Annotated in this window: 23 protein-coding genes; 16 read left to right on the top strand and 7 right to left on the bottom strand. The window is 73.2% G+C overall.

All coding sequences use genetic code 11. From position 1 onward, the window contains the following. The first annotated feature begins 72 nt into the window (after window positions 1-72). The 5 genes from pheS to ACZ68P_RS19215 all read left to right on the top strand — a co-directional run bounded on the left by pheS (window position 73) and on the right by ACZ68P_RS19215 (window position 7,287). Window positions 73-1,200, top strand: a complete 1,128-nt coding sequence (gene pheS, locus ACZ68P_RS19195; RefSeq protein WP_471007566.1) for a phenylalanine--tRNA ligase subunit alpha — start codon at window positions 73-75, stop codon at window positions 1,198-1,200. Further along, on the top strand, window positions 1,200-3,713 hold the full coding sequence (gene pheT, locus ACZ68P_RS19200) for a phenylalanine--tRNA ligase subunit beta (protein WP_471007569.1): 2,514 nt from the start codon (window positions 1,200-1,202) through the stop codon (window positions 3,711-3,713). Before pheS ends, pheT begins: the two co-directional genes overlap by 1 nt. 305 nt (window positions 3,714-4,018) lie before the next feature. Further along, window positions 4,019-5,095: a PP2C family protein-serine/threonine phosphatase gene (locus tag ACZ68P_RS19205; RefSeq protein WP_471007572.1), complete on the top strand. Its 1,077-nt coding sequence runs from the start codon at window positions 4,019-4,021 to the stop codon at window positions 5,093-5,095. 269 nt (window positions 5,096-5,364) lie between these two features. Then, window positions 5,365-6,705: a transcriptional regulator gene (locus ACZ68P_RS19210; RefSeq protein WP_471007575.1), complete on the top strand. Its 1,341-nt coding sequence runs from the start codon at window positions 5,365-5,367 to the stop codon at window positions 6,703-6,705. A gap of 51 nt (window positions 6,706-6,756) precedes the next feature. After that, on the top strand, window positions 6,757-7,287 hold the full coding sequence (locus tag ACZ68P_RS19215) for an NUDIX hydrolase (RefSeq protein ID WP_471007578.1): 531 nt from the start codon (window positions 6,757-6,759) through the stop codon (window positions 7,285-7,287). A gap of 105 nt (window positions 7,288-7,392) precedes the next feature. Here the strand turns inward: ACZ68P_RS19215 and ACZ68P_RS19220 are convergent, their stop codons facing one another. Beyond that, window positions 7,393-8,253 carry a 3-hydroxybutyryl-CoA dehydrogenase gene (locus ACZ68P_RS19220; protein ID WP_365719547.1) on the bottom strand — a complete coding sequence of 287 codons (861 nt, stop codon included), beginning with the start codon at window positions 8,251-8,253 and terminating at the stop codon, window positions 7,393-7,395. A gap of 172 nt (window positions 8,254-8,425) precedes the next feature. Here ACZ68P_RS19220 and ACZ68P_RS19225 point away from each other — a divergent pair, with 172 nt between their 5' ends. After that, entirely contained in the window at window positions 8,426-9,583 is a 1,158-nt protein-coding gene (locus tag ACZ68P_RS19225; RefSeq protein ID WP_471007580.1) for a glycoside hydrolase family 10-like protein, read from the top strand. A 44-nt stretch (window positions 9,584-9,627) separates the two neighbouring features. On the opposite strand, the gene ACZ68P_RS19230 is transcribed toward ACZ68P_RS19225, so the two are convergent. Further along, a complete protein-coding gene (locus tag ACZ68P_RS19230; protein WP_365719545.1) occupies window positions 9,628-9,822 on the bottom strand; it encodes a DUF1918 domain-containing protein in 195 nt (64 codons plus the stop codon). 139 nt (window positions 9,823-9,961) lie between these two features. Beyond that, window positions 9,962-10,957: a DMT family transporter gene (locus ACZ68P_RS19235; protein WP_471007582.1), complete on the bottom strand. Its 996-nt coding sequence runs from the start codon at window positions 10,955-10,957 to the stop codon at window positions 9,962-9,964. Between ACZ68P_RS19235 and ACZ68P_RS19240 the strand changes: the two genes are divergently transcribed. From ACZ68P_RS19240 to ACZ68P_RS19255, 4 genes are all read left to right on the top strand, one after another. Further along, on the top strand, window positions 10,956-12,392 hold the full coding sequence (locus ACZ68P_RS19240) for an aminotransferase-like domain-containing protein (protein ID WP_471007584.1): 1,437 nt from the start codon (window positions 10,956-10,958) through the stop codon (window positions 12,390-12,392). The genes ACZ68P_RS19235 and ACZ68P_RS19240 overlap by 2 nt on opposite strands. A 250-nt stretch (window positions 12,393-12,642) precedes the next feature. Then, window positions 12,643-13,092, top strand: a complete 450-nt coding sequence (locus ACZ68P_RS19245; RefSeq protein WP_471007587.1) for a GNAT family N-acetyltransferase — start codon at window positions 12,643-12,645, stop codon at window positions 13,090-13,092. Window positions 13,093-13,175: 83 nt separating this feature from the next. Further along, window positions 13,176-13,751 (top strand): histidine phosphatase family protein, encoded by a 576-nt coding sequence (locus ACZ68P_RS19250; RefSeq protein WP_471007590.1) that lies wholly within the window; start codon window positions 13,176-13,178, stop codon window positions 13,749-13,751. Window positions 13,752-13,900: 149 nt separating this feature from the next. Continuing rightward, window positions 13,901-15,076 carry a methyltransferase gene (locus ACZ68P_RS19255; RefSeq protein WP_471007592.1) on the top strand — a complete coding sequence of 392 codons (1,176 nt, stop codon included), beginning with the start codon at window positions 13,901-13,903 and terminating at the stop codon, window positions 15,074-15,076. A gap of 26 nt (window positions 15,077-15,102) precedes the next feature. On the opposite strand, the gene ACZ68P_RS19260 is transcribed toward ACZ68P_RS19255, so the two are convergent. Both ACZ68P_RS19260 and ACZ68P_RS19265 read right to left on the bottom strand, forming a co-directional pair. Then, entirely contained in the window at window positions 15,103-15,855 is a 753-nt protein-coding gene (locus ACZ68P_RS19260; RefSeq protein ID WP_471007593.1) for a DUF2071 domain-containing protein, read from the bottom strand. After that, the gene (locus ACZ68P_RS19265; RefSeq protein ID WP_471007750.1) at window positions 15,852-16,211 is read right to left on the bottom strand and encodes a metalloregulator ArsR/SmtB family transcription factor; all 360 of its coding nucleotides are present in this window, start codon (window positions 16,209-16,211) and stop codon (window positions 15,852-15,854) included. Before ACZ68P_RS19265 ends, ACZ68P_RS19260 begins: the two co-directional genes overlap by 4 nt. 150 nt (window positions 16,212-16,361) lie before the next feature. Between ACZ68P_RS19265 and ACZ68P_RS19270 the strand changes: the two genes are divergently transcribed. The 6 genes from ACZ68P_RS19270 to ACZ68P_RS19295 all read left to right on the top strand — a co-directional run bounded on the left by ACZ68P_RS19270 (window position 16,362) and on the right by ACZ68P_RS19295 (window position 22,545). After that, window positions 16,362-17,546: an MFS transporter gene (locus tag ACZ68P_RS19270; protein WP_471007595.1), complete on the top strand. Its 1,185-nt coding sequence runs from the start codon at window positions 16,362-16,364 to the stop codon at window positions 17,544-17,546. A 76-nt stretch (window positions 17,547-17,622) separates the two neighbouring features. After that, complete coding sequence (gene argC, locus ACZ68P_RS19275; protein ID WP_471007596.1) at window positions 17,623-18,651, top strand: N-acetyl-gamma-glutamyl-phosphate reductase; 1,029 nt, start codon at window positions 17,623-17,625, stop codon at window positions 18,649-18,651. An 88-nt stretch (window positions 18,652-18,739) separates the two neighbouring features. Beyond that, window positions 18,740-19,906, top strand: a complete 1,167-nt coding sequence (gene argJ, locus ACZ68P_RS19280; RefSeq protein WP_471007597.1) for a bifunctional glutamate N-acetyltransferase/amino-acid acetyltransferase ArgJ — start codon at window positions 18,740-18,742, stop codon at window positions 19,904-19,906. Next, window positions 19,903-20,805 carry an acetylglutamate kinase gene (gene argB, locus ACZ68P_RS19285; protein WP_471007599.1) on the top strand — a complete coding sequence of 301 codons (903 nt, stop codon included), beginning with the start codon at window positions 19,903-19,905 and terminating at the stop codon, window positions 20,803-20,805. Before argJ ends, argB begins: the two co-directional genes overlap by 4 nt. Continuing rightward, a complete protein-coding gene (locus tag ACZ68P_RS19290; protein WP_471007601.1) occupies window positions 20,802-22,001 on the top strand; it encodes an acetylornithine transaminase in 1,200 nt (399 codons plus the stop codon). The genes argB and ACZ68P_RS19290 overlap by 4 nt, the downstream gene beginning before the upstream one ends. A 7-nt stretch (window positions 22,002-22,008) precedes the next feature. Then, window positions 22,009-22,545: an arginine repressor gene (locus tag ACZ68P_RS19295; protein ID WP_365719520.1), complete on the top strand. Its 537-nt coding sequence runs from the start codon at window positions 22,009-22,011 to the stop codon at window positions 22,543-22,545. A 7-nt stretch (window positions 22,546-22,552) separates the two neighbouring features. Here ACZ68P_RS19295 and ACZ68P_RS19300 read toward each other — a convergent pair whose 3' ends face one another. Further along, window positions 22,553-23,302 (bottom strand): L,D-transpeptidase family protein, encoded by a 750-nt coding sequence (locus ACZ68P_RS19300; protein ID WP_471007602.1) that lies wholly within the window; start codon window positions 23,300-23,302, stop codon window positions 22,553-22,555. Between the two features lie 37 nt (window positions 23,303-23,339). Continuing rightward, window positions 23,340-23,936, bottom strand: coding sequence for a pyridoxamine 5'-phosphate oxidase family protein (locus tag ACZ68P_RS19305; RefSeq protein WP_471007605.1), 597 nt, complete (start codon window positions 23,934-23,936; stop codon window positions 23,340-23,342). Window positions 23,937-23,972 lie beyond the last annotated feature (36 nt).

The raw sequence follows: 23,972 nt of genomic DNA on the forward strand, positions 1-23,972 counted from the left end.
GACCTTTGGCACGTTTGCGCCCTTGTCGTCGAGCGGGGCCGCCCAGCCAGCCAAACGGAAGCACGGGAAGAAATGTCCGCACCCAATAAGTCGTACGACCCGGTCGAGGTCGAGGCCTTGAAACCGGAAGAGATCGAGCGCATGCGGGACGAGGCGCTCGCCGCCTTCGCCGCCGCGGGTGACCTCGACGCGCTCGCACACGCGAAGACCGCGCACACCGGGGGCACCTCCCCGCTCGCGCTGGCCAACCGAGAGATCGGCGCGCTGCCGCCGCAGGCCAAGGCCGCGGCCGGCAAGCTCGTGGGCCAGGCCCGCGGCGTCGTCTCCAAGGCCCTCGCCGCCCGCCAGGCGGAGCTCGAGGCCGACCGCGACGCCCGCGTGCTCGTCGAGGAGGCGGTGGACGTCACGCTGCCGTACGACCGCACCCCGGCCGGCGCCCGCCACCCCCTGACCACGCTCATGGAGCGGGTCGCCGACGTCTTCGTCTCCATGGGGTACGAGGTCGCCGAAGGCCCCGAGGTCGAGGCGGAGTGGTTCAACTTCGACGCCCTCAACTTCGTGCCGGACCACCCGGCGCGCCAGATGCAGGACACCTTCTTCGTCCAGGGCCCCGAGGGCACCACCGGCGACGAGTCCGGTGTCGTGCTGCGCACCCACACCTCCCCGGTGCAGGCCCGCACGCTCATCGACCGGGAGCCCCCGGTCTACGTCGTGTGCCCCGGCCGCGTCTACCGCACCGACGAGCTGGACGCCACGCACACCCCGGTCTTCCACCAGATCGAGCTGCTCGCCGTAGACGAGGGCCTGACCATGGCCGACCTCAAGGGCACCCTCGACCACATGGTCCAGGCGCTCTTCGGGCCCGACATGAAGACCCGGCTCCGCCCGAACTTCTTCCCCTTCACCGAGCCGTCCGCCGAGATGGACATGCTCTGCTACGTCTGCCGCGGCGAGTCCGTCGGCAACGCCGACCGGCCCTGCCGCACCTGCGGCAGCGAGGGCTGGATCGAGCTCGGCGGCTGCGGCATGGTCAACCCCAAGGTGCTCGTCGCCTGCGGTGTCGACCCGGAGAAGTACAGCGGATTCGCCTTCGGGTTCGGAATCGAGCGGATGTTGATGTTCCGCCACAACGTCGATGACATGCGAGACATGGTCGAGGGTGACGTCCGGTTCACCCGGCCGTTCGGGATGGAGATCTGATGCGGGTCCCGCTTTCTTGGCTGCGGGAGTACGTCGACCTGCCGGCGACGGAGACCGGACGCGACGTCCAGGCCAAGCTCATCTCGGCAGGACTCGAGGTCGAGACCGTCGAGCGGCTCGGCGCCGGACTGACCGGCCCGCTGGTGGTCGGCAAGGTCCTCACCATCGAGGAGCTGACGGAGTTCAAGAAGCCCATCCGCTTCTGCACCGTCGACGTCGGCCAGGCCAACGGCACCGGCGAGCCCCAGGAGATCATCTGCGGCGCCCGGAACTTCGCCGAGGGCGACAAGGTCGTCGTGGCGCTCCCCGGCGCCGTGCTCCCCGGTGATTTCCGGATCGCCGAGCGCAAGACGTACGGCCGGGTCTCCCGCGGCATGATCTGCTCCGGCGACGAGCTGGGCATGGGCGACGACGGCACCCACGGCATCATCGTGCTCCCGCCGGAGCACGAGGTCGGCATCGACGCCACCGTGCTCCTGGAGCTGTACGACGAGGTCCTCGACATCGCCGTCACGCCCGACCGCGGCTACTGCCTCTCGATGCGCGGAGTCGCCCGCGAGACCGCCATCGCCTACGGCCTGCCGCTGCGCGACCCGGCGCTCCTCGACGTGCCCGCGCCGAACTCGTACGGCTACCCGGTCCAGATCGCCGACCCCATCGGCTGCGACCGCTTCACCGCCCGTACGGTCGTGGGTCTCGACCCCGAGGCGCGCTCCCCGATCTGGCTGCGCCGCCGCCTGCAGAAGGCCGGCATGCGCCCGATCTCGCTCGCCGTCGACATCACCAACTACGTGATGCTGGAGCTCGGCCAGCCGCTGCACGCCTACGACCGCACCCGGCTCGACGGCCCCATCGGTGTCCGCCGCGCCGAGCACGGCGAGAAGATCACCACCCTCGACGGCGCCGTGCGCGTCCTCGACGCCGCCGACCTGGTCATCACCGACAGCCGCGGGCCGATCGGCCTCGCGGGCGTCATGGGCGGCGCCGACACCGAGATCGCCGACCACACCGACGTCGCGGGTGCGACGACCGAGGTCGTCATCGAGGCCGCCCACTTCGACCCGATCTCCATCGCCCGCACGGCCCGCCGCCACAAGCTGGCCTCCGAGGCGTCCAAGCGCTTCGAGCGCGGGGTCGACCCGCAGGCGGCGGCCGCCGCCGCGCAGCGGACCGTCGACCTGCTCGTGCTCCTCGCGGGCGGCACCGCCGAGGCCGGCGTCACCGAGATCCTCGCGCCGTCCGCGCCCCGCACGGTCGCCATGCCGGCGGACCACCCGGACCGCGTGGCGGGCGTCGGCTACGGCCGCGAGACCGTCGTCCGCCGCCTCCAGGAGATCGGCTGCGACGTCTACGGCCAGGACGAGCTGGTCGTCACCGTCCCGACGTGGCGCCCCGACCTGAACGAGCCGAACGACCTCGCCGAAGAGGTCATCCGGCTCGAGGGGTACGAGAACCTCCCCTCGACGCTGCCCAAGCCGCCGGCCGGCCGCGGGCTCACCGAGCGCCAGCGCACCTACCGCCGGGTCGGCCGCGCGCTGGCCGCCGCCGGTTACGTCGAGGCGCTGAGCTACCCGTTCATCGGCGCGCAGGTCTTCGACCAGCTCGGCCTGGACGAGGACGACGCCCGTCGCCGGGTGGTCACCCTGGTCAACCCGCTCTCCGACGAGGAGCCCGCGCTCCGTACGACGCTGCTGCCGGGCCTGCTCGGCGCGCTGCGCCGCAACGACGGGCGGGGCAGCCACGACCTGGCGCTCTTCGAGACCGGACTGGTCTTCCGGCCGGGCGAGCGGCCCGGCGTCGCCGTGCGGCTGCCCGTCGACCGCCGGCCCACCGACGAGGAGATCGCCACCGTCAACGCCGCGCTGCCCGCGCAGCCGCGCCGGGCCGCCGTCGTCCTCGCCGGGGCCCGTGAGCAGGCCGGCTGGTGGGGCAAGGGCCGCCCGGCCGACTGGGCCGACGCGATCCAGGCCGCCCGCACGGTGGCCGCCGAGAGCGGTGTCGAGCTGATCATCAGCGCCGACCAGCACGCCCCGTGGCACCCGGGGCGCTGCGCCGCGTTCCACGTGGTCGTCAACGGCGAGAAGGTCCTCGTCGGCCACGGCGGCGAGCTGCACCCGCGCGTCGTCAAGGCGCTCGGACTGCCGGACCGCACCTGCGCGATGGAGATGGACCTGGACCTGGTGGAGCAGGCGAACGAGGGCCCCCTCAAGGCCCCGCGGATCTCCTCCTTCCCGGTGGCCACCCAGGACGTCGCCCTGGTCGTCGACACGGCGGTCCCGACCGACACGGTCGAGACCGCGCTGCGCGACGGCGCCGGTGAACTGCTCGAGGCCATCCGGCTGTTCGACGTGTACACCGGCGACCAGCTCGGCGAGGGCAAGAAGTCCCTGGCGTACGCGCTGAAGTTCCGCGCCACGGACCGCACGCTCACCGTCGAGGAGGCCACCGCCGCACGCGACGCGGCCGTCTCCCTCGCCGCCGAACGCACGGGAGCCACCCTGCGCGGCGCCTGACGGCGAACTGCTCCCGGAGGGGGCCGGCCCGGTGCACCACACACCGGACCGGCCCCTTCCGGTGTTCCCCGCCCGGCGCGCACCGTACGCCCCGGGGCGTACGGGAGTCCGGGGGGCGCCCACGCGTGCGGGTGGCGGCCGGGGTGGCGAGGGGCGGCGCGGTGGGGGTGCTCACTCCTTCGGGTGAGATGGGCGGAGGGTGTTCCGCCGCACCCCGTCCCGTCGGGAGAATCGACGCGGCCACAGGGGCGGACCTGTGCGCCGCAGGGCCTTCGGGCGCTGCAGGGCCTCCGGAAAGGCCGTGCGTGATCCGTACCAGTGCGTTGCTCTCCGAGGGCTCACGGCTTCGCCGGCTGAGGCCGCTCGCCCTTCCCACTCTCTGGGGTGTCGTCGCCGTCACCTGGAAACTCGCGTGTCCGCTGGCCCGGCAGCCGGGGCTGCCCATGCGGATCGCGACCAGCGTCGTCTTCTTCACCGTCGGCACGGGCCTGATCCTCGGCATCCGGCGCGGTCTCTCCCGCGAGCTGGAGCGGGTCCGCGCCATCGCGCATGTCACCCAGCGGGTGCTGCTGCGGCCGCCGCCACCCCGGCTCGACGGTCTCGCCGTCGCCGCCGGCCAGCTCTCGGCCTCCCGCGGCGCGTCCGTCGGCGGGGACCTGTACGAGGCGGTGGCCACCCCCTACGGCGTGCGGATCGTCATCGGCGACGTGCGGGGCCACGGCCTCGCCGCCCTCGGCGCGGTCGTCGCCGTCCTCGGCAGCTTCCGCGAGGCCGCCCACGACGAGCCGGAGCTCGGCGGGGTGCTGCGCCGCCTCGACCGGGCGCTGGCGCGGCACCTGCGCGAGCGGGCACGCGACGAGCACCCCGCCCGCGCCGGGTGCGAGCCGGAGCATCCCGCGGCCGAGGAGTTCGTCACCGTCCTGCTTCTGGAGATCCGCCCGGACGGCGAGGTGTACGCCCTCGACTGCGGGCATCCCGGCCCCTACCGGCTCGGCCGCCGAGTCGAGGCCGTCCCCGTCGGCGACCCGCTGCCCCCGCTCGGCGCCTTCCCCCTGCCGGCCGACCTCACCCCGTACGCCTGCACCCGTCTCCTGCCGGGCGAGGCGCTCTTCCTGCACACCGACGGGGCGGAGGACGCCCGTGACCGAACCGGCCGGTTCTTCGGCCTGGAGGCCGTCCTCGCCCAGGCGGTCCGGGACGCGCCCGTGCCGCCCGCCGCCCTGGTCCAGCGCGTGCACACCGCGCTGCTGCGGCACACCCGCGGCCGACTCGCCGACGACGTGGCCCTGTTGGTCGTCCGCAACGACCGGGCCCGGGTGCCGGCGCAGCCCGCCGAACCCGGGCTGCGCCGTACCCGGTCCGCACCCTCCCCCCACCGGTGAGCGACCGTCGGGCGGCGGGTTCGGCCGGCGGCGCCGCCCGCCCTGCCACGGAGTGTCGGGCAGATCAGCAGGACGGGCGGCGCGTGACGGGCCACCGCACTGTAAGAGGGGGAGCCGGCGGCCCGGTCGCCTTGCGGCGAGACGTTCAGTCAACCGGTCCGGGACGTACGGCGGCAGAGCACGCGGACGGGAGAAACGGGCACTTCGTTCACACCCCGTGCGAAACCGCCCTCCACTAGTCTGAGCGCCACCGAGCCACCGGAGGGGCCATGCTGCCCAACAGCCTCCTCGACGCCCTGCTGGACGAAGCGGGCATGTCGAACGCCGGCCTGGCCGCCCAGGTGAACCAGGCGGGCCGCGCGCGAGGCCTCGCCCTGCGGTACGAACACACCGCCGTCGGACGGTGGTTGAAGGGCCAGCGACCGCGCGGGCAGGTGCCCGACCTGATCTGCGAGGTACTCGCCGTACGGCTGCGGCGCGCGGTCACCCTGGACGACATCGGCCTCGGTGTGCCCGGCGCCGCCGCCCCGGCCCTCGGCTCGCCGCTCTCGGGCTTCGTCGAGCGGGCCGCCGCCCTGTGGCGCTCCGACGAACAGCAGCGGCCGCACCTGCTCGGCGCCCCGGCCGTCACCGGTACGCCCGCGGTGATGCCGGTCTGGGAGTGGGAGAACCCGCCGGAGGACGCCGACGTGTCCCGCGACGGGCTGACCCGGGTGTCGATGGCCGACGTCGCCATGCTGCGCGCGGCCCGGGCGCACTACGAGCAGATGTACCGCAAGGCGGGCGGGGTGGCGACCCGGGTGCGGATCGTCGGCTTCCTCAACTCCGCGACGGCGCCGCTGCTGCGGGGGTCGTACAGCGACGGCCTCGGGCGGGAACTGCACCGGGCCACGGGCGGCCTGGTGGCGGTGGCCGGGATCTGCGCGTACGACTCCGACGCGCTGGGGCTCGCCCAGCGCTACTTCCACCAGGCGCTGCGGCTCGCGAAGGCGAGCGGGGACCGGGGGCTCGGCGCGTACGTGGTGGCGCTGCTCGTCAACCAGTCGCTGTTCATGGGGGAGTACCGGCAGGCGGTGGCCTTCGCCGAGGCGGCGCTGCGGTCGGCCGGACGGCAGATCACTCCGGCGCTGGCCGCCGACCTCTCCGCGATGCAGGCGAAGGCGTACGCCCATCTCGGGGACGGGACGGCGGCGTTGGCGTGCATACGGCGGGCGGAGGCGGAGGCGGAGCGGATCTGTCCCGTCCACGAGCCGGCCGAGACCGGCTACGTCCAGCCTGGGCTGGTCAATGTGCAGGTGGCCGAGGCGCTGCTCAGTCTGGGTGACCTCCCGGCGGCGCGGGAGCACGCGCAGGCGGCGGTGGGGACCCCCGCCCACGACCGGGGGAGGGTCCACCGGCTGGCGATGCTCTGCCAGATCGAGCTGCGGCAGGGGGAGGCCGACGAGGCGGCGCGGACGGCGAGGGAGATGACCGAGGGCGCCCGGGGGATGGAGTCGCAGCGCCTGCGGGACCGGCTGCGGCTGGTGCGGGAACATCTCCTCGCGAGTGACTGCGCGGACGCGCGGGAGGCGGCGGAACTCATCGATGGGGCCCTGCGCGTTCCCCTGTGAGCCCCCGACTGCTGCCATATTGCCACCGCCCAATCGGAAGGTGGCAGAAACGTGCAGTGGACGAAACTAAGCGAACAACCGGTGTATGAGAACCGCTGGTTCCGGGTGAATCTCGCGGACGTCGAACTCCCGGACGGCCGTCGCCTCGACCACTATCTGATCCGGCTCCGCCCGGTCGCGGTCGCGACCGCCGTCAACGAGGCCGACGAGGTGCTGATGCTGTGGCGCCACCGCTTCATCACCGACAGCTGGGGCTGGGAGCTGGCCGCCGGTGTCGTCGAGGACGGCGAGGACCCCGAGGCCGCCGCCGCCCGCGAGATGGAGGAGGAGACGGGCTGGCGCCCCGGGCCCCTGCGCCATCTCCTCACCGTGGAGCCGTCCAACGGCCTCACCGACGCTCGGCACCACCTCTACTGGGCCGAGCACGCCACGTACATCGGCCCGCCCGAGGACGACTTCGAGTCCTCGCGCCGCGCCTGGATACCCCTCAAGCTCGTCCCCGACATGATCGCCCGGGGCGAGGTACCGGCCGCCAACATGGCCGCCGGACTGCTGATGCTCCACCACCTGCGGATCGGCTGACCGCAGGGGAAGGGAGAGCGGGGCCGGGGGAGCGGGGGCACGCGAAGCCGAACGGCCCGTACCTGTGCGGGTGTACGGGCCGTTCGGTCGGGTGCGGGGACGTGCTCAGGCGTACGGGTAGAAGCCCGAACCGGTCTTGCGGCCGAGTCGGCCCGCGTCCACCATCCGCTGGAGCAGCGGGGGAGCGGCGTACAGCGGCTCCTTGAACTCCGCGTACATCGAGTCCGCGACGGAGGCGACGGTGTCCAGACCGATGAGGTCGGCCAGCTTCAGCGGTCCCATCGGGTGGGCGCAGCCCAGCTCCATGCCGTTGTCGATGTCCTCACGGCTCGCGATGCCGGACTCGAACATCCGGATCGCCGAGAGGAGGTACGGGATGAGCAGCGCGTTCACCACGAAGCCCGAGCGGTCCTGGGCGCGGATGGCATGCTTGCCCAGCACCTTCTCCACCATGGCCTGGGCGCGGCTGATCGTGCCCTCGGACGTGGTGAGGGCCGGGATCAGCTCGACGAGCTTCTGCACCGGAGCCGGGTTGAAGAAGTGGATGCCGATGACCGCGTCGGGCCGCGAGGTCGCCACGGCCAGCTTCACCAGGGGGATCGAGGAGGTGTTGGACGCCAGGATGGCGTCCTGCCGGGTCACCACCTGGTCGAGCACCTGGAAGATCTCGGTCTTGACCTGCTCGTTCTCGACGACGGCCTCGATGACGAGGTCCCGGTCGGCGAACTCGCCCAGGTCGGTGGTGAAGCTGAGCCGCGCCAGCGTGGCGTCGCGCTCCTCCTCGCTGATCTTGCCGCGTTCGGCGGCCTTCCCCAGCGAGTTGTAGAGCCGCGTGCGGCCGATCTCCAGCGCCTCGCCGGTGGTCTCGGCGACCATCACCTCAAGGCCGCTGCGGGCACACACCTCCGCGATGCCCGCGCCCATCTGGCCGCAGCCCACCACTCCGACGCGCTCAATGTCGGCCATGGAGTCCGTCACCTCGTGCCTTTCGCTCTTCTCTGGCGGCGGGCCCCGTGTGATTCCGGTGCGTCCGCCTCGACCCCACGACGTTACTCCGGTTGAGCGGATGATCGATCGTCCGGGGCGGGCATGCTCTGTCCGCGCACGTGTGACGTGTCCGACACCGGAGGGGTGACTTATGGGACGTAAGGGCACGAGAGGGGCTGCGGCGGGCGGTGCGAAGGCTTTTCGCGGCATGTGGATCGCCACGGTCGCCAACCGCGACTGGCCCTCTCGCGGCGGTCTGTCCGCCGAGGCGCAGCGCACGGAGCTCCTCGCCCATCTCGACACGGCCGTCGAGCGCCGGCTGAACACCGTCGTCCTCCAGGTCCGCCCCAGCGCCGACGCGTTGTGGCCCTCGCCGTACGAGCCGTGGGCCGCATGCCTGACGGGGGTCCAGGGCCGCGACCCGGGCTGGGATCCCCTCGGCACGGCCGTCGAGGAGGCCCACCGGCGGGGCCTGGAGCTGCACGCCTGGTTCAACCCCTACCGTGTGGCGCATCACACGGACCCCTCGCGACTGGCGGCCGGCCACCCCGCCCGGCGGCACCCCGACTGGGTCCTGCCCTACGGCGGAAAGCTGTTCTACGACCCCGGCCTCCCCGAGGTCCGCCGCTTCGTCCAGGACGCGATGCTGGACGCGGTGCGGCGCTACGCCGTCGACGCCGTGCACTGGGACGACTACTTCTACCCGTACCCGGTGGCCGGCGAGGACTTCGCCGACGACCCGGCGTACGAGAGGTACGGCGGGGACTTCCCGGACAAGGCCTCCTGGCGGCGGAACAACATCGACCTGCTCGTCTCCGAGACGGCCGCGCGGATCAAGGAGCTCAGGAAGGGCGTCGCCTTCGGTGTCAGTCCCTTCGGGGTCTGGCGCAACGCCGCCACCGACCCGGAGGGCTCGGACACCCGCGGAGGGGTGCAGACCTACGACGACCTGCACGCGGACACGCGCAGGTGGATCCGGGAGGGCTGGATCGACCACGTGATCCCGCAGCTGTACTGGAACATCGGCCACGAAGCCGTCGACTACGCCAAGCTGCTGCCGTGGTGGGACGCGGTGGTGCGGGACACCGGCGTCGGGCTCTACATCGGAGAAGCGCTCTACAAGGCCGCCGCGTGGCGGGACGCCGATGAGCTGTCCCGCCACCTGACGCTCGCCGAGCGGTACGCGTCGGTCGGCGGCCACTGCTTCTTCTCGGCGAAGGAGGTCGCGGCGGACCCCCGTGGGGCCATGACCGCCGTGGTGCGCGACCACTACCCCGACCGGGGCGCCTCCGCCGCGCCCGCGTCCTGACTCTCGGCGTCTCGGAGGGCTTCTCAGGGGGTTCGAGAGACCTCTCAGGTCTTCTCGTGGTGACGCACGACGGAGTCGGGGCCCGGTGACATCAGGGCCTCGTGGCCGTCGTCGTCGAATCGCACGCGGTACGGGGGAGTGCCGTTGTCCCCCAGTACCTCCGTGATCTCGGCCGTACGGTCGTGCTGACCGACGGTCCGGCCGTGCATCAGCAGTTTGTCGCCCACGCTCGCCTGCATCCGGGGGCCTCCTCGCGGCCGGGCTTCTCGGGTTCTCGGGCACCTCGCGCCCCTCGGGGCTTCGTGACGGAGCCCTTCCACGCCATTGTGACCTGCGTCACCCGCCGCTGTCCTGTCGGTGCGGCCCCCGGCCGGCCGGTCATCCCTTGGTCCGCTGGGTCACCGCGATGCAGACCAGGACCGCGCCGGCGGCGACGGGCGCGGCGGGGGCGAGCCGCTCGCCGAGCAGGGACACCGACCAGACCAGGGTGAGCAGGGGCTGGGCGAGCTGCAACTGGCTGGCCTTGGGGATGCCGATGGCGGCCATGCCCCGGTACCAGACGTACAGACCGAAGAAGGTCGAACCGGCGGCCACCCACACCAGGCCGATGACGCCGTGGGCGGTCAGCCGGACCGGCTCCAGGGAGAGGGCGACGACCGAACCGACCGCCATCAGCGGCAGGCAGAGGATCAGGGCCCAGCCGATGACCTGCCAGCCGGGCATGACCCGCGCGAGCCGGCCGCCCTCCGTGTAGCCGGCGGCGCAGACGAGCAGGGCGCCGAAGAGGTACAGGTCCCCGGTGGACAGGGCGCCGCCGCTCTGCTGGAGCGTGAAGGCGATGACGACCGCCGCTCCGGCGAGGGCCGCGGTCCAGAACGTCCGGGAGGGCCTGCGGCCCGTGCGGACGGCGGCGAACACGGCCGTGGTGAGCGGCAAGAGGCCGACGACCACCGCGGCGTGCGAGGTGGTCGACGTCCGCAGCGCGAGCGAGGTCAGCAGCGGGAAGCCGACGACCACACCGCCGGCGACGACCGCGAGCCCCGCCCAGTGGCGCCGCTCGGGCAGGGGCACCCGCCGCGCGAGCAGGAAGGCGCCCGCGATGAGCGCGGCGAGCGTGGAGCGCAGGGCCACCAGCGACCAGGGCCCGAAGCTCTCCAGGCCCCAGACAGTGGAGGGGAAGGTGAGCGAGAACGCGACCACACCCAGAGCCGCGAGGAGTGTGCCGCGGGCCGGCGGGGAGGCGGCCGGGCCGGTGGAGCCGCCGGCCGACAAGGCGGCCGCGCCGTCCCGCGGCGGGACGGCGGCCGACGCGGCCCTCGTGGAGGTGCGAACCGCTATCCGGCCAGGGGGAGTAGCGCTATTCTGTGCTGTCATGCATGAGCGTAGCAGTGTGGGCGAACTGGCGAAATCCCTGAGAAGCGAGCTCGACCGCTACTCACCAGGAGGAAAGCTGCCGTCGAGCCGTGCGCTCGTCGAGCGCTACCGCGTCTCGCCGGTGACCGTCACCCGCGCCCTCGCCCAGCTCGCCGCCGAGGGCCTCGTCGTCACCCGCCCGGGAGCCGGCGCCTTCCGGGCCGAATCCAGGACTCCCACCCCGGTCACGGGCGACACCTCCTGGCAGGAGGTCACCCTCAGCGCGGACACCGCCACGGAACTCGTGCCCCGGGCCGTCGACGCCTCCGGGGTCCTGGTCACGCTGTCCCCGCCTCCGCCCGGAGTGATCGAGTTCAACGGCGGCTATCTGCATCCCTCGCTCCAGCCCGAACGGGCCATGGCCGCCGCTCTGGCCCGCGCGGGCCGTCGGCCGGGCGCCTGGGGGCGGCCGCCCACCGACGGCCTCCCGGAACTGCGCCAGTGGTTCGCCCGCGAGATCGGCGGCACCGTCACGGCGGCCGAGATCCTCATCACCGCCGGCGGCCAGTCCGCGATCACCACCGCCCTGCGCGCCCTCGCCCCGCCCGGCAGCCCCGTCCTCGTCGAGTCGCCCACCTACCCCGGCATGCTCGCGGTCGCCCGCGCCTCCGGTCTGCGGCCCGTCCCCGTCCCCGCCGACGCCGACGGGGTGCGCCCGGAGCTCCTGGAAGCCGCCTTCCGGGCCACCGGGGCCCGCGTCCTCGTCTGCCAGCCGCTCTTCCAGAACCCCACCGGCGCCGTCCTGGGCGGCCCGCGGCGCGGCGACGTCGTCCGGATCGCGCGCGCGGCCGGCGCCTTCGTCATCGAGGACGACTTCGCCCGCCGGCTCGTTCACGAGGACGCCGGGGCGCTGCCCGCCCCCCTGGCCGCCGAGGACCCCGACGGCGTCGTCGTCCACGTCTGCTCGCTCACCAAGCCGACCTCCCCGAGCCTGCGCGTGGGCGCCCTGGCCGCGCGCGGACCCGTCCTGGAACGGCTCCGCGCCATCCAGGTCGTCGACAGCTTCTTCGTTCCGCGCCCCCTCCAGGAGACCGCCCTGGAACTCGTCGGATCGCCCGCCTGGAACCGTCATCTCCGTGCCGTGTCCCAGGAGCTGAAGAGCCGCCGCGACGTGATGACCGGCGCCCTCGCGCACCACCTCCCCGAACTGGCCCTGCCCCACATCCCGTCCGGCGGCTACCACCTCTGGCTCCGCCTCCCCGACGGCCTCTCCGAACCCGCCCTGCACGCCACCGCCCTGCGCACCGGCGTCGCCGTCGCACCCGGCCGCCCCTACTTCTGCGCCGAACCACCCGCGGGGCACATCCGGCTCAGCTTCGCCGGGGTCGCGGGGCCGACGGAGATCGCGGAGGGGGTCCGGCGGCTGCGGGCCGCCGTCGACGAGCTCACCCCGTGAGGCGGCAGGGGAGGGGACTCAGGCCGTGAGGCGCGGCGAGGAGCCCCGCCCCCCCGCGAGCCGACGGAGAGGGGCCCGTCCGTGAGCCGTCGGAGGAGGAGGGGCCCCGAGCCCCGCCGCGAGCCGACGGAGAGCCGCTAGCCGGGCAGAAGGGCCTCGCCCGTGAGCCGTCGGAGGAGGAGGGGCCCCGCCCGTGAGCCGGCGCGGAAAGGGAATGACAACCGTCCGAGGGGTCTGGAAGCCTTCGCCCATGACCGACCCGGCCCCCTCGTACCCGCTCACGCACGGCGCCTACGAGATCTCGACGGACCCCGCCCGGCTCGACGCCGGCCGGATCCACCACTGGCTCTCCACCGACACCTACTGGGCGACCGGCCGCCCCCGCGAGACCCAGGACCGGGCCATCGCCGGCTCGCTCAACTTCGCCGCCTACCACCGCGGGACCGGCGAGATCGCCGCGTACGCCCGCGTCGTCACCGACCACACGACCTTCGCCTGGCTCTGCGACGTCTACGTCGACCGGCCGGCCCGAGGCACCGGCCTCGGCACCGCCCTCGTCACCGCCGTGCGCGACCACCTGGCCCCGCTCGGCCTGCGGCGCATCATGCTCGCCACCGCGGACGCGCACGGTGTGTACCGGAAGGTCGGTTTCGAGCCGCTGGAGGAACCGGACATGTGGATGGCTCTCGGTCTGAACTGACCCCCAGGCCGCCCTTCGGGTCCGATCGACGCGGCGCATATGCCCCCTTGACCTGCCAGGCTTCCGGCCTCACGATCGCGGCCATGGGTCTTCGGGTCACGCTCGTCGCAGCGGCGCGCAGCTCCTCCCTGCTCGCCGAACGGTTCGACGACGACCGGTCGCTCGACGAGGCCGGCTGGTACGAGGTGCAGCTCGCGGCGCACGCGCTGATCCCCCTCGGCGCCGCGGAGCTGCGCTACTGCTCCCCGACACCCCGCAGCCGCGCCACCGGCGCGGCCCTCGGCTACGCGCCCCTCGCCCAGCCCGCCCTGCGCGACTGCGACATGGGCCGCTGGCGCGGCCGCACCCTCGCCGAGGTGGCCGCCCTCGACCCGGCCGCCGTCGACGCCTGGCTCGCCGACCCGCGGACCGCGCCGCACGGCGGCGAGACCCTCCTGTCCTTCATCTCCCGCGTCGGCGGCTGGCTCGACACCCGCCCCGCCGACGACGGCGCCATCGTCGCGGTCGCCGAACCCGCCGTCGTCCGGGCCGCCCTGGTGTACGCCCTGAAGGCGCCGCCCGCCACGTACTGGAACGTCGACGTCCGCCCCCTGTCCACGGTCACCCTGACCGGCCGGCCCGGACTGTGGCACCTGCACCTTCAGGCGGCCGTCGGCTAGGGCGTACGCGGCCCGCTCCTCGGCCCGTGCCCCGCCGCGACGCCGTCCGGCCGCGGCGCCCCCGTACGCGCCTCCCGGGGCCCGGCGGACAGGGCGCGGCGCGGTCGCCGTCCGGGAGCCCGCCGGCGACCGGCTAGCCTGAGACCACGATGAACCGTTTGACCACGTCATGGGGCACGTTCCCGCTCACCCGCTTCCCCGAGGACCCGCGCGACCCCCTCCGCGCCTGGGACGCCTCCGACGAGTACCTGCTGCGGCACCTGGCCGAGACGGAGACCGATCTGTCCGGCACGGTCGCCGTCGTCGGCGACCGCTGGGGCGCTCTCGTCACCGCGCTCGCCGCCCGGCACCCCGCCGAGCTCGTGCAGATCGGCGACTCCTACCTCGGCCGGCAGGCGACCGAGGCCAACCTGGCCCGCTCGGACGCCGGCCCGGACGCGGTCCGGCTGCTGACCACGCAGGACCCCCCGCCCGCCCGCGTCGACGTCCTGCTGGTCCGGGTGCCCAAGAGCCTCGGGCTCCTGGAGGACCAGCTGCACCGCCTGGCGCCCGCCGTGCACGAGGGGACCGTGGTCGTCGGCACCGGCATGGTGAAGGACATCCACACCTCCACGCTCCGGCTGTTCGAGCGGATCCTCGGCCCCACGCGCACCTCGCTCGCCGTCAAGAAGGCCCGGCTGATCCACTGCACCCCGGACGCCTCCCTGGACCGGGGCGGCAACCCCTGGCCTTACCGGTACGAGCTGCCCGCCGACGTCCCCGTCGTCGCGGGCCGGACCGTCGTCAACCAGGCCGGCGTCTTCTGCGCCGACCGCCTCGACATCGGCACCCGCTTCTTCCTCCGCCACCTGCCGGGGAACCTCGGCCACGCCCGGGTCGTGGACCTCGGCTGCGGAAACGGCGTCGTCGGCCTGGCCGTCGCGCTCGCCGAGCCCGACGCGGAGCTGGTCTTCGTCGACGAGTCGTACCAGGCCGTGGCCTCGGCCGAGGAGAACGTCCGCGCCCACACCGGGGCCGGCCGCGCGGCCGAGTTCCTGGTCGGGGACGGGACGACGGACCTCGCGGCCGAGTCGGTGGACCTCGTCCTCAACAACCCGCCCTTCCACAGCCACCAGGCCACCACCGACCGCACCGCACGCCGGATGTTCACCGACGCGCGGCGCGTGCTGCGCCCGGGAGGCGAGCTGTGGGTGGTGGGCAACCGGCACCTCGGCTACCACGTGACGCTGCGCCGCATCTTCGGCTCCTGCGAGGTGGTCGCCGGCGACCCGAAGTTCGTGGTGCTGCGGGCCGTGAAGGGCGCGGGGCGGGCAGCGCGCGGCTGAACGCCGCCTCCTTACCCACCCCCGCCTCAGCAGGCCGGGGATACGGCCGGAGGCACGGCGGGGGACAGGGCCGGCAGCGGCTGCCACCGCACCGGCACGTTCCGCATCAGCAGGACGGAGTCCAGCGCGGCGCTCCCCGGCGGGAAGCGGTCCGGATCGTCGAAGAAGCTGGAGCGGGCCGAGGTGATCCGGCCCGCCTCGACGCGCCAGGCGTCGGTGTGCAGCCGCAGCCCGTCGAGGTGCGGCCCCGCGCTCGTCGCCGAATAGCCCGTGCCGCCCTCGCGGAAGAAGGCGGAGGCCTCGTCGAGGTCGGCGAACAGCTCGCTGTCCGCGAGATCGCGCGTGACCTCGGCGGTGACGTCCACCCGCGTGGAGCCGTCCCGGGTCGCGAAGGCCACACGCACGGTGTCCTCGCTCTCCCGTACCTCGAAGTCCGCGTGCCCGTGCTCGCCGGGGAAGATCCGGCCGCCGGCCCAGCGGTTGACGCGGGAGGCGGTGTCACGGCGCGGGATGTAGACGCCGGTCTCCGTTCCCCCGGGGCCGTCCCACTCCACCGCGATCCGGTGGGCCGCGTTCTCGCTGCGCAGTCCGACCCCTGCGGGCGCCCAGGTGGGCCGCACGGAGCCGAGGCGCAGCAGACAGATCCCGGCGACGGCGTGCCCCCGGACCAGCTGCGGGCGGAGTCCGGCCGGGAGGAGGCGGGCGGCCACGTCCGGCTCGACCCGGTAGTTGACGAGGAGCCGGCGCTCGATGACGCTCGACAGTCGAGGCGGTCTCATGACGGGGCTCCCTTGTCGCGCCACGTGGTGCGGCGCAGAACGATCTGTTCCGGGCAGACGGCGCTCAGGAAGCGGCCCACGCTCGTGGCGAGCCGGTCCTCCACGAGGGAGTACAGGATCCGGTTGCCGTCCCGGCGTTCGGCGACCAGGCCCGCGCCCTTGAGCACTCCCAGATGGCGGGAGATCGAGGGGGCGCTGATCGAGAACCGGCGGGCGATCTCCCCGGCGGCCAGCTCGCCGTCCCGCAGGTCGGTGAGGATCTGGCGGCGGGTGGGGTCGGCCAGCGCGCGGAAGACGCCCGCCTCGTCGGCGTCCGCCGCCGGCTCGGGCCGGGGACCGTGAGGGTGATGCCCGATGTCGTCGCTGTGCTCGCTCACCCCACCTGTTTAGCATATGAGCTAATTAGCTAACAAGGGAAGGTGCAACCGGTCCTCCGTCGACGCGCCGTGCGCCCGATGGACGCCGGTGCGCGGCGGCCCGCACCGCCCGGCGTTAACGTCGGCGGCATGGACCGTGATCGTCGAGGCCGGCGTCGGTGCTACCTCGCCGGTGCCGTGTTCGCCGTGTGCATGGCCGGCACGACGCTGCCGACCCCTCTCTACAGCCTCTACCAGGAGAAGTTCGGCTTCTCCGAGCTGATCGTGACCGTCGTGTACGCCGTGTACGCCTTCGGGGTCATCGGGGTTCTCCTCCTGGCGGGCAACGCCTCGGACGCGGTCGGCAGGCGGCCCGTGCTGCTCTGGGGGCTGGGGTTCTCGGCGGTGAGCGCCGTCTGCTTCCTGTGCGCCACCGGCCTCGGCTGGCTCTATGCGGGCCGGCTGCTGTCAGGGCTCTCCGCCGGCCTGTTCACCGGCGCGGCCACGGCGTACGTCATGGAACTGGCCCCGAAGGCCGACGTCTCCCGCGCCACCTTCGTGGCCACCGCCGCGAACATGGGCGGCCTCGGCTGCGGGCCCCTCCTCGCGGGCGTGCTCGCGCAGCACGCGCCCTGGCCGCTCCATCTGCCCTTCGTCGTGCACCTCGCCCTGGTGGCGGTGTCGGCCGCCGTCCTGCTCCGGCTCCCCGAGACCGTACGGGAGCGTCGGCCGGTGAGCACCGTGCGGCCGCAGCGGCTCGGCCTCCCCCCGGAGGTCCGGGCGGTCTTCGCCCCGGCCGCGACCGCCGCGTTCGTCGGGTTCGCCCTCTTCGGCGTCTTCACCTCGGTGAGTCCGGCGTTCCTCGCCCAGTCCCTGGACGTGCACGACCACGCGGTGAGCGGTCTGGTCGTCGCCCTGGCGTTCTTCGCCTCGACCGCCGGGCAGCTGATGGTCGGCCGGGCGGGGACACGGGCGCTGCCCCTGGGGTGCGCCGGGCTCCTCGGCGGTCTCGCCCTCCTCGCGGGAGCGCTGCGCTGGGACGTGTTCGCCCTGGTGGTCCTGAGCGCGCTCGTCGGCGGGACGGGCCAGGGGCTGGCCTTCCGCGGAGCACTCTCGGCGGTGGCCGGGGCCTCGCCGCCCGACCGGCGCGCGGCGGTGATCTCCGCCCTGTTCGTGGTCGCGTACACGGGCATCTCGGTGCCGGTGATCGGCGTCGGCCTCCTGTCGGACCCGATCGGCCTGGAGGGTGCCGGCCTCGTCTTCATCGCCTGCATGGCGGCCCTGGTCTCCGGCGCGGCCGTCTACCTCCTGCGGCGGCCGGTACGGAGCGGATGAGCGGGGCCGGGCTCGGCGAGCTTTGCATAAAACTGCGGCTCTGCGTATAGTCATGCCATCCAGGAGGAGGGTTTCGATGACGGTACGAGCAGCAGTCGCGGGAGCGAGCGGGTACGCGGGCGGAGAGCTTCTGCGTCTTCTTCTCGCCCATCCGGAGGTGGAGATCGGCACGCTGACCGGTCATTCCAACGCCGGCCAGCGGCTCGGCGGTCTGCAGCCCCACCTCCTTCCGCTCGCCGACCGGGTCCTCGCGCCGACGACGGCCGAGGAGCTGGCCGGGCACGACGTCGTCTTCCTCGCCCTGCCGCACGGGCAGTCCGCCGCGGTGGCCGAGCAGCTCGGCCCGGACGTCCTCGTCGTCGACATGGGCGCCGACTTCCGGCTCGGGGACGCCGCCGACTGGGAGAAGTTCTACGGGTCCCCGCATGCCGGGACGTGGCCGTACGGCCTTCCCGAACTGCCGGGTGCCCGTGCCGCGCTGGAGGGGTCCAAGCGCATCGCGGTGCCCGGCTGCTATCCCACGGCCGTCTCGCTCGCGCTCTTCCCGGCGTACGGGGACGGGCTCGCCGAGCCGGACGCCGTGATCGTGGCCGCGACCGGCACCTCGGGCGCGGGGAAGGCCCTGAAGCCGCATCTGCTCGGCAGTGAGGTGATGGGCTCGATGTCGCCGTACGGCGTCGGCGGCGGCCACCGGCACACGCCGGAGATGATCCAGAACCTGAGTGCGGTGGCCGGTGAGCGGGTCGGCGTCTCGTTCACCCCGACCCTGGCGCCGATGTCCCGCGGGATCCTCGCCACGTGCTCCGCGAAGGCGAGGCCGGGCGTGACGGCCGACGCGGTCCGGGCCGCGTATGTGAAGGCGTTCGCGGACGAGCCGTTCGTCCACCTGCTGCCAGAGGGTCAGTGGCCGGCCACGGCGTCCGTCAACGGTTCCAACGCCGTTCAGGTCCAGGTCGCGTTCGACGAGGCCGCGCACCGGATCATCGTGATCAGCGCCATCGACAATCTCACCAAGGGCACCGCCGGCGGCGCGGTGCAGAGCATGAACGTCGCTCTCGGTCTCCCTGAGGACACCGGCCTTTCCACGACGGGAGTCGCCCCGTGAGCGACGCGCGCGCGGCCGCCGGGCCGCGGATGAGGACGATGCCCGCGGCGGTGCGCCGCGCGGGCGGAGAAGCGAACGGAGCTGGACTGTGAGCGTCACCGCAGCGAAGGGGTTCACGGCGGCGGGTATCGCCGCCGGGATCAAGGAGAACGGCAATCCGGACCTGGCGCTGGTGGTCAACGAGGGGCCGCGTCGCGCCGCCGCCGGCGTGTTCACCTCGAACCGTGTCAAGGCCGCGCCGGTGCTGTGGTCCCAGCAGGTGCTGGGGACCGGGGAGCTGACGGCGGTGGTCCTCAACTCGGGTGGCGCCAACGCCTGTACGGGCCCGCAGGGTTTCCAGGACACGCACGCGACGGCCGAGAAGGTCGCGGAGGTCCTGAGCGCGGGTGGCAGGGAGACCGGAGCCGGCGAGGTCGCCGTGGCCTCGACGGGTCTCATCGGGCTGCTGCTTCCGATGGACAAGGTCCTCGCGGGCGTGGAGAAGGCCGCGAAGGAGCTGTCGGAGCACGGGGGCGAGAAGGCCGCCATCGCGATCAAGACCACGGACACGGTCCACAAGACGTCCGTGGTGACGAGGGACGGCTGGACGGTCGGCGGCATGGCGAAGGGCGCGGGCATGCTCGCTCCGGGCCTGGCCACGATGCTCGTGGTGCTGACCACGGACGCCGACGTGCCGGCGGAGGGTCTGGACGCGGCGCTGCGCCAGGCCACGAAGGTCACCTTCGACCGGGTGGACTCGGACGGCTGCATGTCGACCAACGACACGGTGCTGCTCCTCGCCTCGGGCGCCTCGGGTGTCGCCCCGGCGGGGGAGGAGTTCGCCGAGGCGGTGCGGTCGGTCTGCGACGACCTGGCCCGCCAGCTCATCGGGGACGCCGAGGGTGCCAGCAAGGACATCCGTATCGAGGTGGTCAACGCGGCGACGGAGGATGACGCCGTGGAGGTGGGCCGGTCCATCGCCCGTAACAACCTCCTCAAGTGCGCGATCCACGGTGAGGACCCCAACTGGGGCCGGGTGCTGTCCGCCATCGGCACGACCCGGGCGGTTTTCGACCCGGATCGGCTCAACGTGGCGATCAACGGTGTGTGGGTGTGCAGGAACGGCTCGGTCGGCGAGGACCGCGATCTCGTCGACATGCGCTACCGCGAGGTCACCATCACGGCGGATCTGGCCTCGGGGTCGGAGTCGGCCGTCATCTGGGCCAACGACCTGACCGCCGACTACGTCCACGAGAACAGCGCGTACTCCTCATGACCGGTACCCGGAAGCACACCGCCCTGCCCAAGGCGCAGATCCTCATCGAGGCGCTGCCCTGGCTGACGCGGCACCACGGCAAGACCGTGGTCATCAAGTTCGGCGGCAACGCCATGATCGACGAGGACCTGAAGGCGGCTTTCGCCCAGGACGTGGTGTTCCTGCGCCATGCCGGCCTCAAGCCGGTCGTCGTGCACGGCGGCGGCCCGCAGATCAGCGCCGCGCTCGACCAGGCGGGTCTGGTCAGCGAGTTCAAGGCCGGGCTGCGGGTGACGACCCCGGAGGCGATGGACGTCGTACGGATGGTCCTCGCCGGCCAGGTGCAGCGCGAGCTGGTCGGGCTGCTCAACCAGCACGGCCCGTTCGCCGTCGGGATGACCGGCGAGGACGCGCACACCATCACGGCCACCCGCCACATGCCGGTCATCGAGGGCGAGCAGGTCGACATCGGCCGGGTCGGTGAGATCACCGCCATCGAGACCGGCGCCATCGAGGCGCTCCTGGAGGACGGCCGGATCCCGGTCATCTCCTCCATCGCCCGTTCCCAGGACGACGGACATGTCTACAACGTCAATGCTGATACGGCGGCTGCGGCTCTCGCTGCGTCGCTGGGCGCCGAGACCCTGATGGTCCTGACGGACGTCGAGGGGCTCTACGAGGACTGGCCGAACAGCGACGAGGTCATCAGCCGGCTCACCGCGAGCCAGTTGGAGAAGCTGCTGCCGGAGCTGTCCAGCGGGATGGTCCCGAAGATGGAGGGCTGTCTGCACGCGGTGCGCAACGGGGTCACCACGGCGCGGGTGATCGACGGCCGGGTCCAGCACTCGATCCTGCTGGAGATCTTCACGGACGAGGGGATCGGCACCATGGTCGTGCCGGACGGACAGGGGGAATCATGACCGACACGGAGCTGACCCGGCGGTGGCGGGGTTCGCTGATGGACAACTACGGCACGCCGAGGCTGTCCCTGGTCCGCGGCGAGGGCGCCAAGGTCTGGGACGCCGACGGCAGGGAGTACCTGGACCTCGTGGGCGGCATCGCCGTCAACGCGCTCGGGCACGCCCACCCTGCGGTCGTGGAGGCCGTGTCGCGCCAGATCGCGTCCCTCGGCCACGTCTCGAACCTCTTCGTCGCCGAGCCGCCCGTGGCGCTCGCCGAGCGGCTGCTCCAGCTGTTCGGCCGCCCGGGACGGGTGTTCTTCTGCAACTCCGGGGCCGAGGCCAACGAGGCCGCGTTCAAGCTGGGCCGGCTGACCGGCCGGAGCCACATGGTCGCCACCACGGGCGGCTTCCACGGCCGGACGATGGGCTCGCTCGCCCTGACCGGCCAGCCCGGCAAGCAGACCCCGTTCCTGCCGCTGCCCGGCGATGTCACGCACGTTCCGTACGGGGACGTGGAGGCGCTGCGGGCGGCGGTGACCGAGGAGACGGCGTTCGTGATCATCGAGCCGATCCAGGGCGAGATCGGGGTCGCGGTCCCGCCGGTGGGCTACCTCCGGGCCGCCCGCGAGATCACCCGCGCCACCGGCACCCTGCTGGTCCTGGACGAGGTCCAGACGGGCGTCGGCCGGTGTGGCACCTGGTTCGAGTACCAGGCGCACGAGGGGGTCGACCCGGACGTGGTGACCCTCGCCAAGGGCCTCGGCGGCGGCTTGCCGCTCGGCGCGACGGTCGCGTTCGGAGAGGCGGCGGAGCTGTTCAAGCCCGGCCACCACGGCACGACGTTCGGTGGCAACCCGGTCGCCTGCGCCGCGGGGCTGGCGGTCCTTGACACCCTGGCCGGTGACGGGATCCTCGACGAGGTCAAGCGCCTCGGGGAGAAGCTCCGCGACGGAATCGAGGGTCTGGGCCACCCGCTGGTCTCCCACGTCCGCGGCGCGGGCCTCCTGCTGGGTATCGTGCTCACCGAGTCCCTCGCGCCCCAGGTGCAGCAGGCGGCTCAGGACGCCGGTCTCCTGGTGAACGCGCCCGCTCCCGATGTCGTCCGGCTCATGCCGGCGCTGATCATCACGGACGCGGAGGTGGACGCCTTCCTGGAGGCGCTTCCCGGCGTCCTCGACGAAGCGGTGCACGGGCAAGGACGAACCGGAGAATGAGACGACGATGACCGACGCGCAGGAAACCGAGCACGGCGGGCCGTCCGTTCCGCAGACCCGTACCGCACGCCACCGCAGGATCGTCGACATCCTCAACCGGCAACCGGTGCGCTCCCAGAGCCAGCTGGCCAAGCTCCTCGCGGACGACGGGCTGAGCGTCACCCAGGCGACGCTCTCCCGCGACCTCGACGAACTCGGCGCCGTGAAGATCCGCAACACGGGCGGCGAGCTGATCTACGCGGTGCCCAGCGAGGGCGGTTTCCGTACCCCGCAGGCGCCGCTCGGGGAGTCCGCCAAGGAGGAGCGCATGCGGCGTCTCTCCGGCGAACTGCTGATCTCCGCCGAGGCCTCCGCCAACCTCGTGGTGCTGCGGACCCCGCCGGGGGCGGCCCAGTTCCTCGCGTCGGCCATCGACCAGGCCGAACTCCACGCCATCCTCGGCACGATCGCGGGTGACGACACGCTGCTCCTGATCTCCCGCGACCCGGCGGGGGGCCAGGGTCTCGCCGACCACCTGCTGCGCCTGGCGCAGAAGGAGAGCTGACGGCGGGTCAGTAGCGGGTGATCGCCGTACGGCCGCCTCGTGTGCCGATCGCGATGTGGGGGCGGCGCGCCGGATCGGCCCAGGCCAGGATCCGGCGCATCGCGTCCGCCGGCACGGACACGCAACCGGCGGTCGCGCCCCGGCCGTTGACGTGGAGGAAGATCCCGGCGCCCCTCCCGCGCACGGGGTGGCGGTAGTTGAAGCCGACGACCAGGGCGTGCGCGTACCGCTCGCCGTACGAGACGAGGTGCTCGGCCTCTTCGGCCCGGCAGTCGCGGGGCAGCCCCTCGACCCAACGGTTGTACGCGCGGGAGTCGTTGTCCTGGCACCACCAGGACCGGTCCGTGACGCGGGCGAAGCGGTAGGACGTCCCGGACGGCGGGGCCTCGATGCCGAAGGCGTACGGAAGACCGAACAGACCGGTCGGTGTCGTGTTCGTCCCCTGCCGGCGCCGTTCCGCCTCCACGAGCCCGTTGGCGCCGAACCTGGCGCTCGCGGAGCCCGTCCGCACCCACCGGCCGCCGTGCCGGTCCCACCAGGTGACGGTTCCGGTGGTGGACGTTGCGCCGGGTGCCTCGGCCGTGATCAGCTGCGACCCGCCGCCGGTGTCCGCCATCCGCTCGGGCAGCGGCGCGGACGGCGCGGCCTGACCGGACGTCACGGCGCCGGAGAGGGAGCCGGCTGCGGGGACGGGAGCGGGGGCGGGGGCGGCGGCCAGGGAGAGTACGACCGCGCCGACGGCGAGAAGGGTGCGCATGGCGCGACGCTAGGCGCGCCGCCCGCCCACCGCCACGCTACTGGGCCGGCTGGGGGAGCGGCGGCAGCGGGAGGGGCAGCCCGGGCAGCCCGTCGATGCTCGACTCGATGTGGTCCTTCTTCGCGAAGTACGCGCTCAGCGAGGCGTCGTCCTCGCGCGCGAACCGCTTCCCGTGCAGGTCGCGGTCTTCGTCGTACGCCATGAACGGCACCCCGTACCCACAGCTGTCCCGGATCAGCTCGGCGGTGACCACGACGATCGCACGCACGCCGTGCAGGGTGACGTCGATACCCGGGAAGTGCGCCATCAGCCCCTCCCAGCGCGGGTCGTCACGGAACACGGGCTCGCCGCGCCCATGGACGCGCACGATGTTCGGCGGCCCCTGGAAGGCGCACCACATGAGGGTAATACGACCGTTCTCCCGCAGGTGCGCGACGGTCTCGGCGGTGCTGCCGGCGAAGTCGAGGTACGCGACGGTCAGTTCGTCGATCACGGCGAAGGAGCCGGTCAGCCCCTTGGGGGAGAGGTTGACGGTGCCGTCGCCGTCGAGCGGCGCGGTCGCCGTGAAGAAGAGGGGCTGGGCCTCGATGAAGGCGCGGAGTCGTCCGTCTATTCGCTCATGCGTTTTTCCCATGCCGCCGATTCTCCCGCGCCAGGAGAGGCGCGGCGG

The sequence above is a fragment of the Streptomyces sp. NPDC036822 genome (assembly GCF_055609145.1).

Excerpts from the sequence above, each read along its gene's own strand:
- ACZ68P_RS19235 (WP_471007582.1), bottom strand. The coding sequence starts at position 10,957 with ATGACAGCACAGAATAGCGCTACTCCCCCTGGCCGGATAGCGGTTCGC.
- ACZ68P_RS19295 (WP_365719520.1), top strand. The coding sequence starts at position 22,009 with ATGACCGACGCGCAGGAAACCGAGCACGGCGGGCCGTCCGTTCCGCAG.
- ACZ68P_RS19245 (WP_471007587.1), top strand. The coding sequence starts at position 12,643 with ATGACCGACCCGGCCCCCTCGTACCCGCTCACGCACGGCGCCTACGAG.
- ACZ68P_RS19240 (WP_471007584.1), top strand. The coding sequence starts at position 10,956 with ATGCATGAGCGTAGCAGTGTGGGCGAACTGGCGAAATCCCTGAGAAGC.
- ACZ68P_RS19230 (WP_365719545.1), bottom strand. The coding sequence starts at position 9,822 with ATGCAGGCGAGCGTGGGCGACAAACTGCTGATGCACGGCCGGACCGTC.
- pheS (WP_471007566.1), top strand. The coding sequence starts at position 73 with ATGTCCGCACCCAATAAGTCGTACGACCCGGTCGAGGTCGAGGCCTTG.
- ACZ68P_RS19300 (WP_471007602.1), bottom strand. The coding sequence starts at position 23,302 with ATGCGCACCCTTCTCGCCGTCGGCGCGGTCGTACTCTCCCTGGCCGCC.
- ACZ68P_RS19210 (WP_471007575.1), top strand. The coding sequence starts at position 5,365 with ATGCTGCCCAACAGCCTCCTCGACGCCCTGCTGGACGAAGCGGGCATG.
- ACZ68P_RS19290 (WP_471007601.1), top strand. The coding sequence starts at position 20,802 with ATGACCGACACGGAGCTGACCCGGCGGTGGCGGGGTTCGCTGATGGAC.
- argC (WP_471007596.1), top strand. The coding sequence starts at position 17,623 with ATGACGGTACGAGCAGCAGTCGCGGGAGCGAGCGGGTACGCGGGCGGA.
- ACZ68P_RS19305 (WP_471007605.1), bottom strand. The coding sequence starts at position 23,936 with ATGGGAAAAACGCATGAGCGAATAGACGGACGACTCCGCGCCTTCATC.
- ACZ68P_RS19220 (WP_365719547.1), bottom strand. The coding sequence starts at position 8,253 with ATGGCCGACATTGAGCGCGTCGGAGTGGTGGGCTGCGGCCAGATGGGC.
- ACZ68P_RS19255 (WP_471007592.1), top strand. The coding sequence starts at position 13,901 with ATGAACCGTTTGACCACGTCATGGGGCACGTTCCCGCTCACCCGCTTC.
- pheT (WP_471007569.1), top strand. The coding sequence starts at position 1,200 with ATGCGGGTCCCGCTTTCTTGGCTGCGGGAGTACGTCGACCTGCCGGCG.
- ACZ68P_RS19250 (WP_471007590.1), top strand. The coding sequence starts at position 13,176 with ATGGGTCTTCGGGTCACGCTCGTCGCAGCGGCGCGCAGCTCCTCCCTG.
- ACZ68P_RS19270 (WP_471007595.1), top strand. The coding sequence starts at position 16,362 with ATGGACCGTGATCGTCGAGGCCGGCGTCGGTGCTACCTCGCCGGTGCC.
- argB (WP_471007599.1), top strand. The coding sequence starts at position 19,903 with ATGACCGGTACCCGGAAGCACACCGCCCTGCCCAAGGCGCAGATCCTC.
- ACZ68P_RS19260 (WP_471007593.1), bottom strand. The coding sequence starts at position 15,855 with ATGAGACCGCCTCGACTGTCGAGCGTCATCGAGCGCCGGCTCCTCGTC.
- ACZ68P_RS19225 (WP_471007580.1), top strand. The coding sequence starts at position 8,426 with ATGGGACGTAAGGGCACGAGAGGGGCTGCGGCGGGCGGTGCGAAGGCT.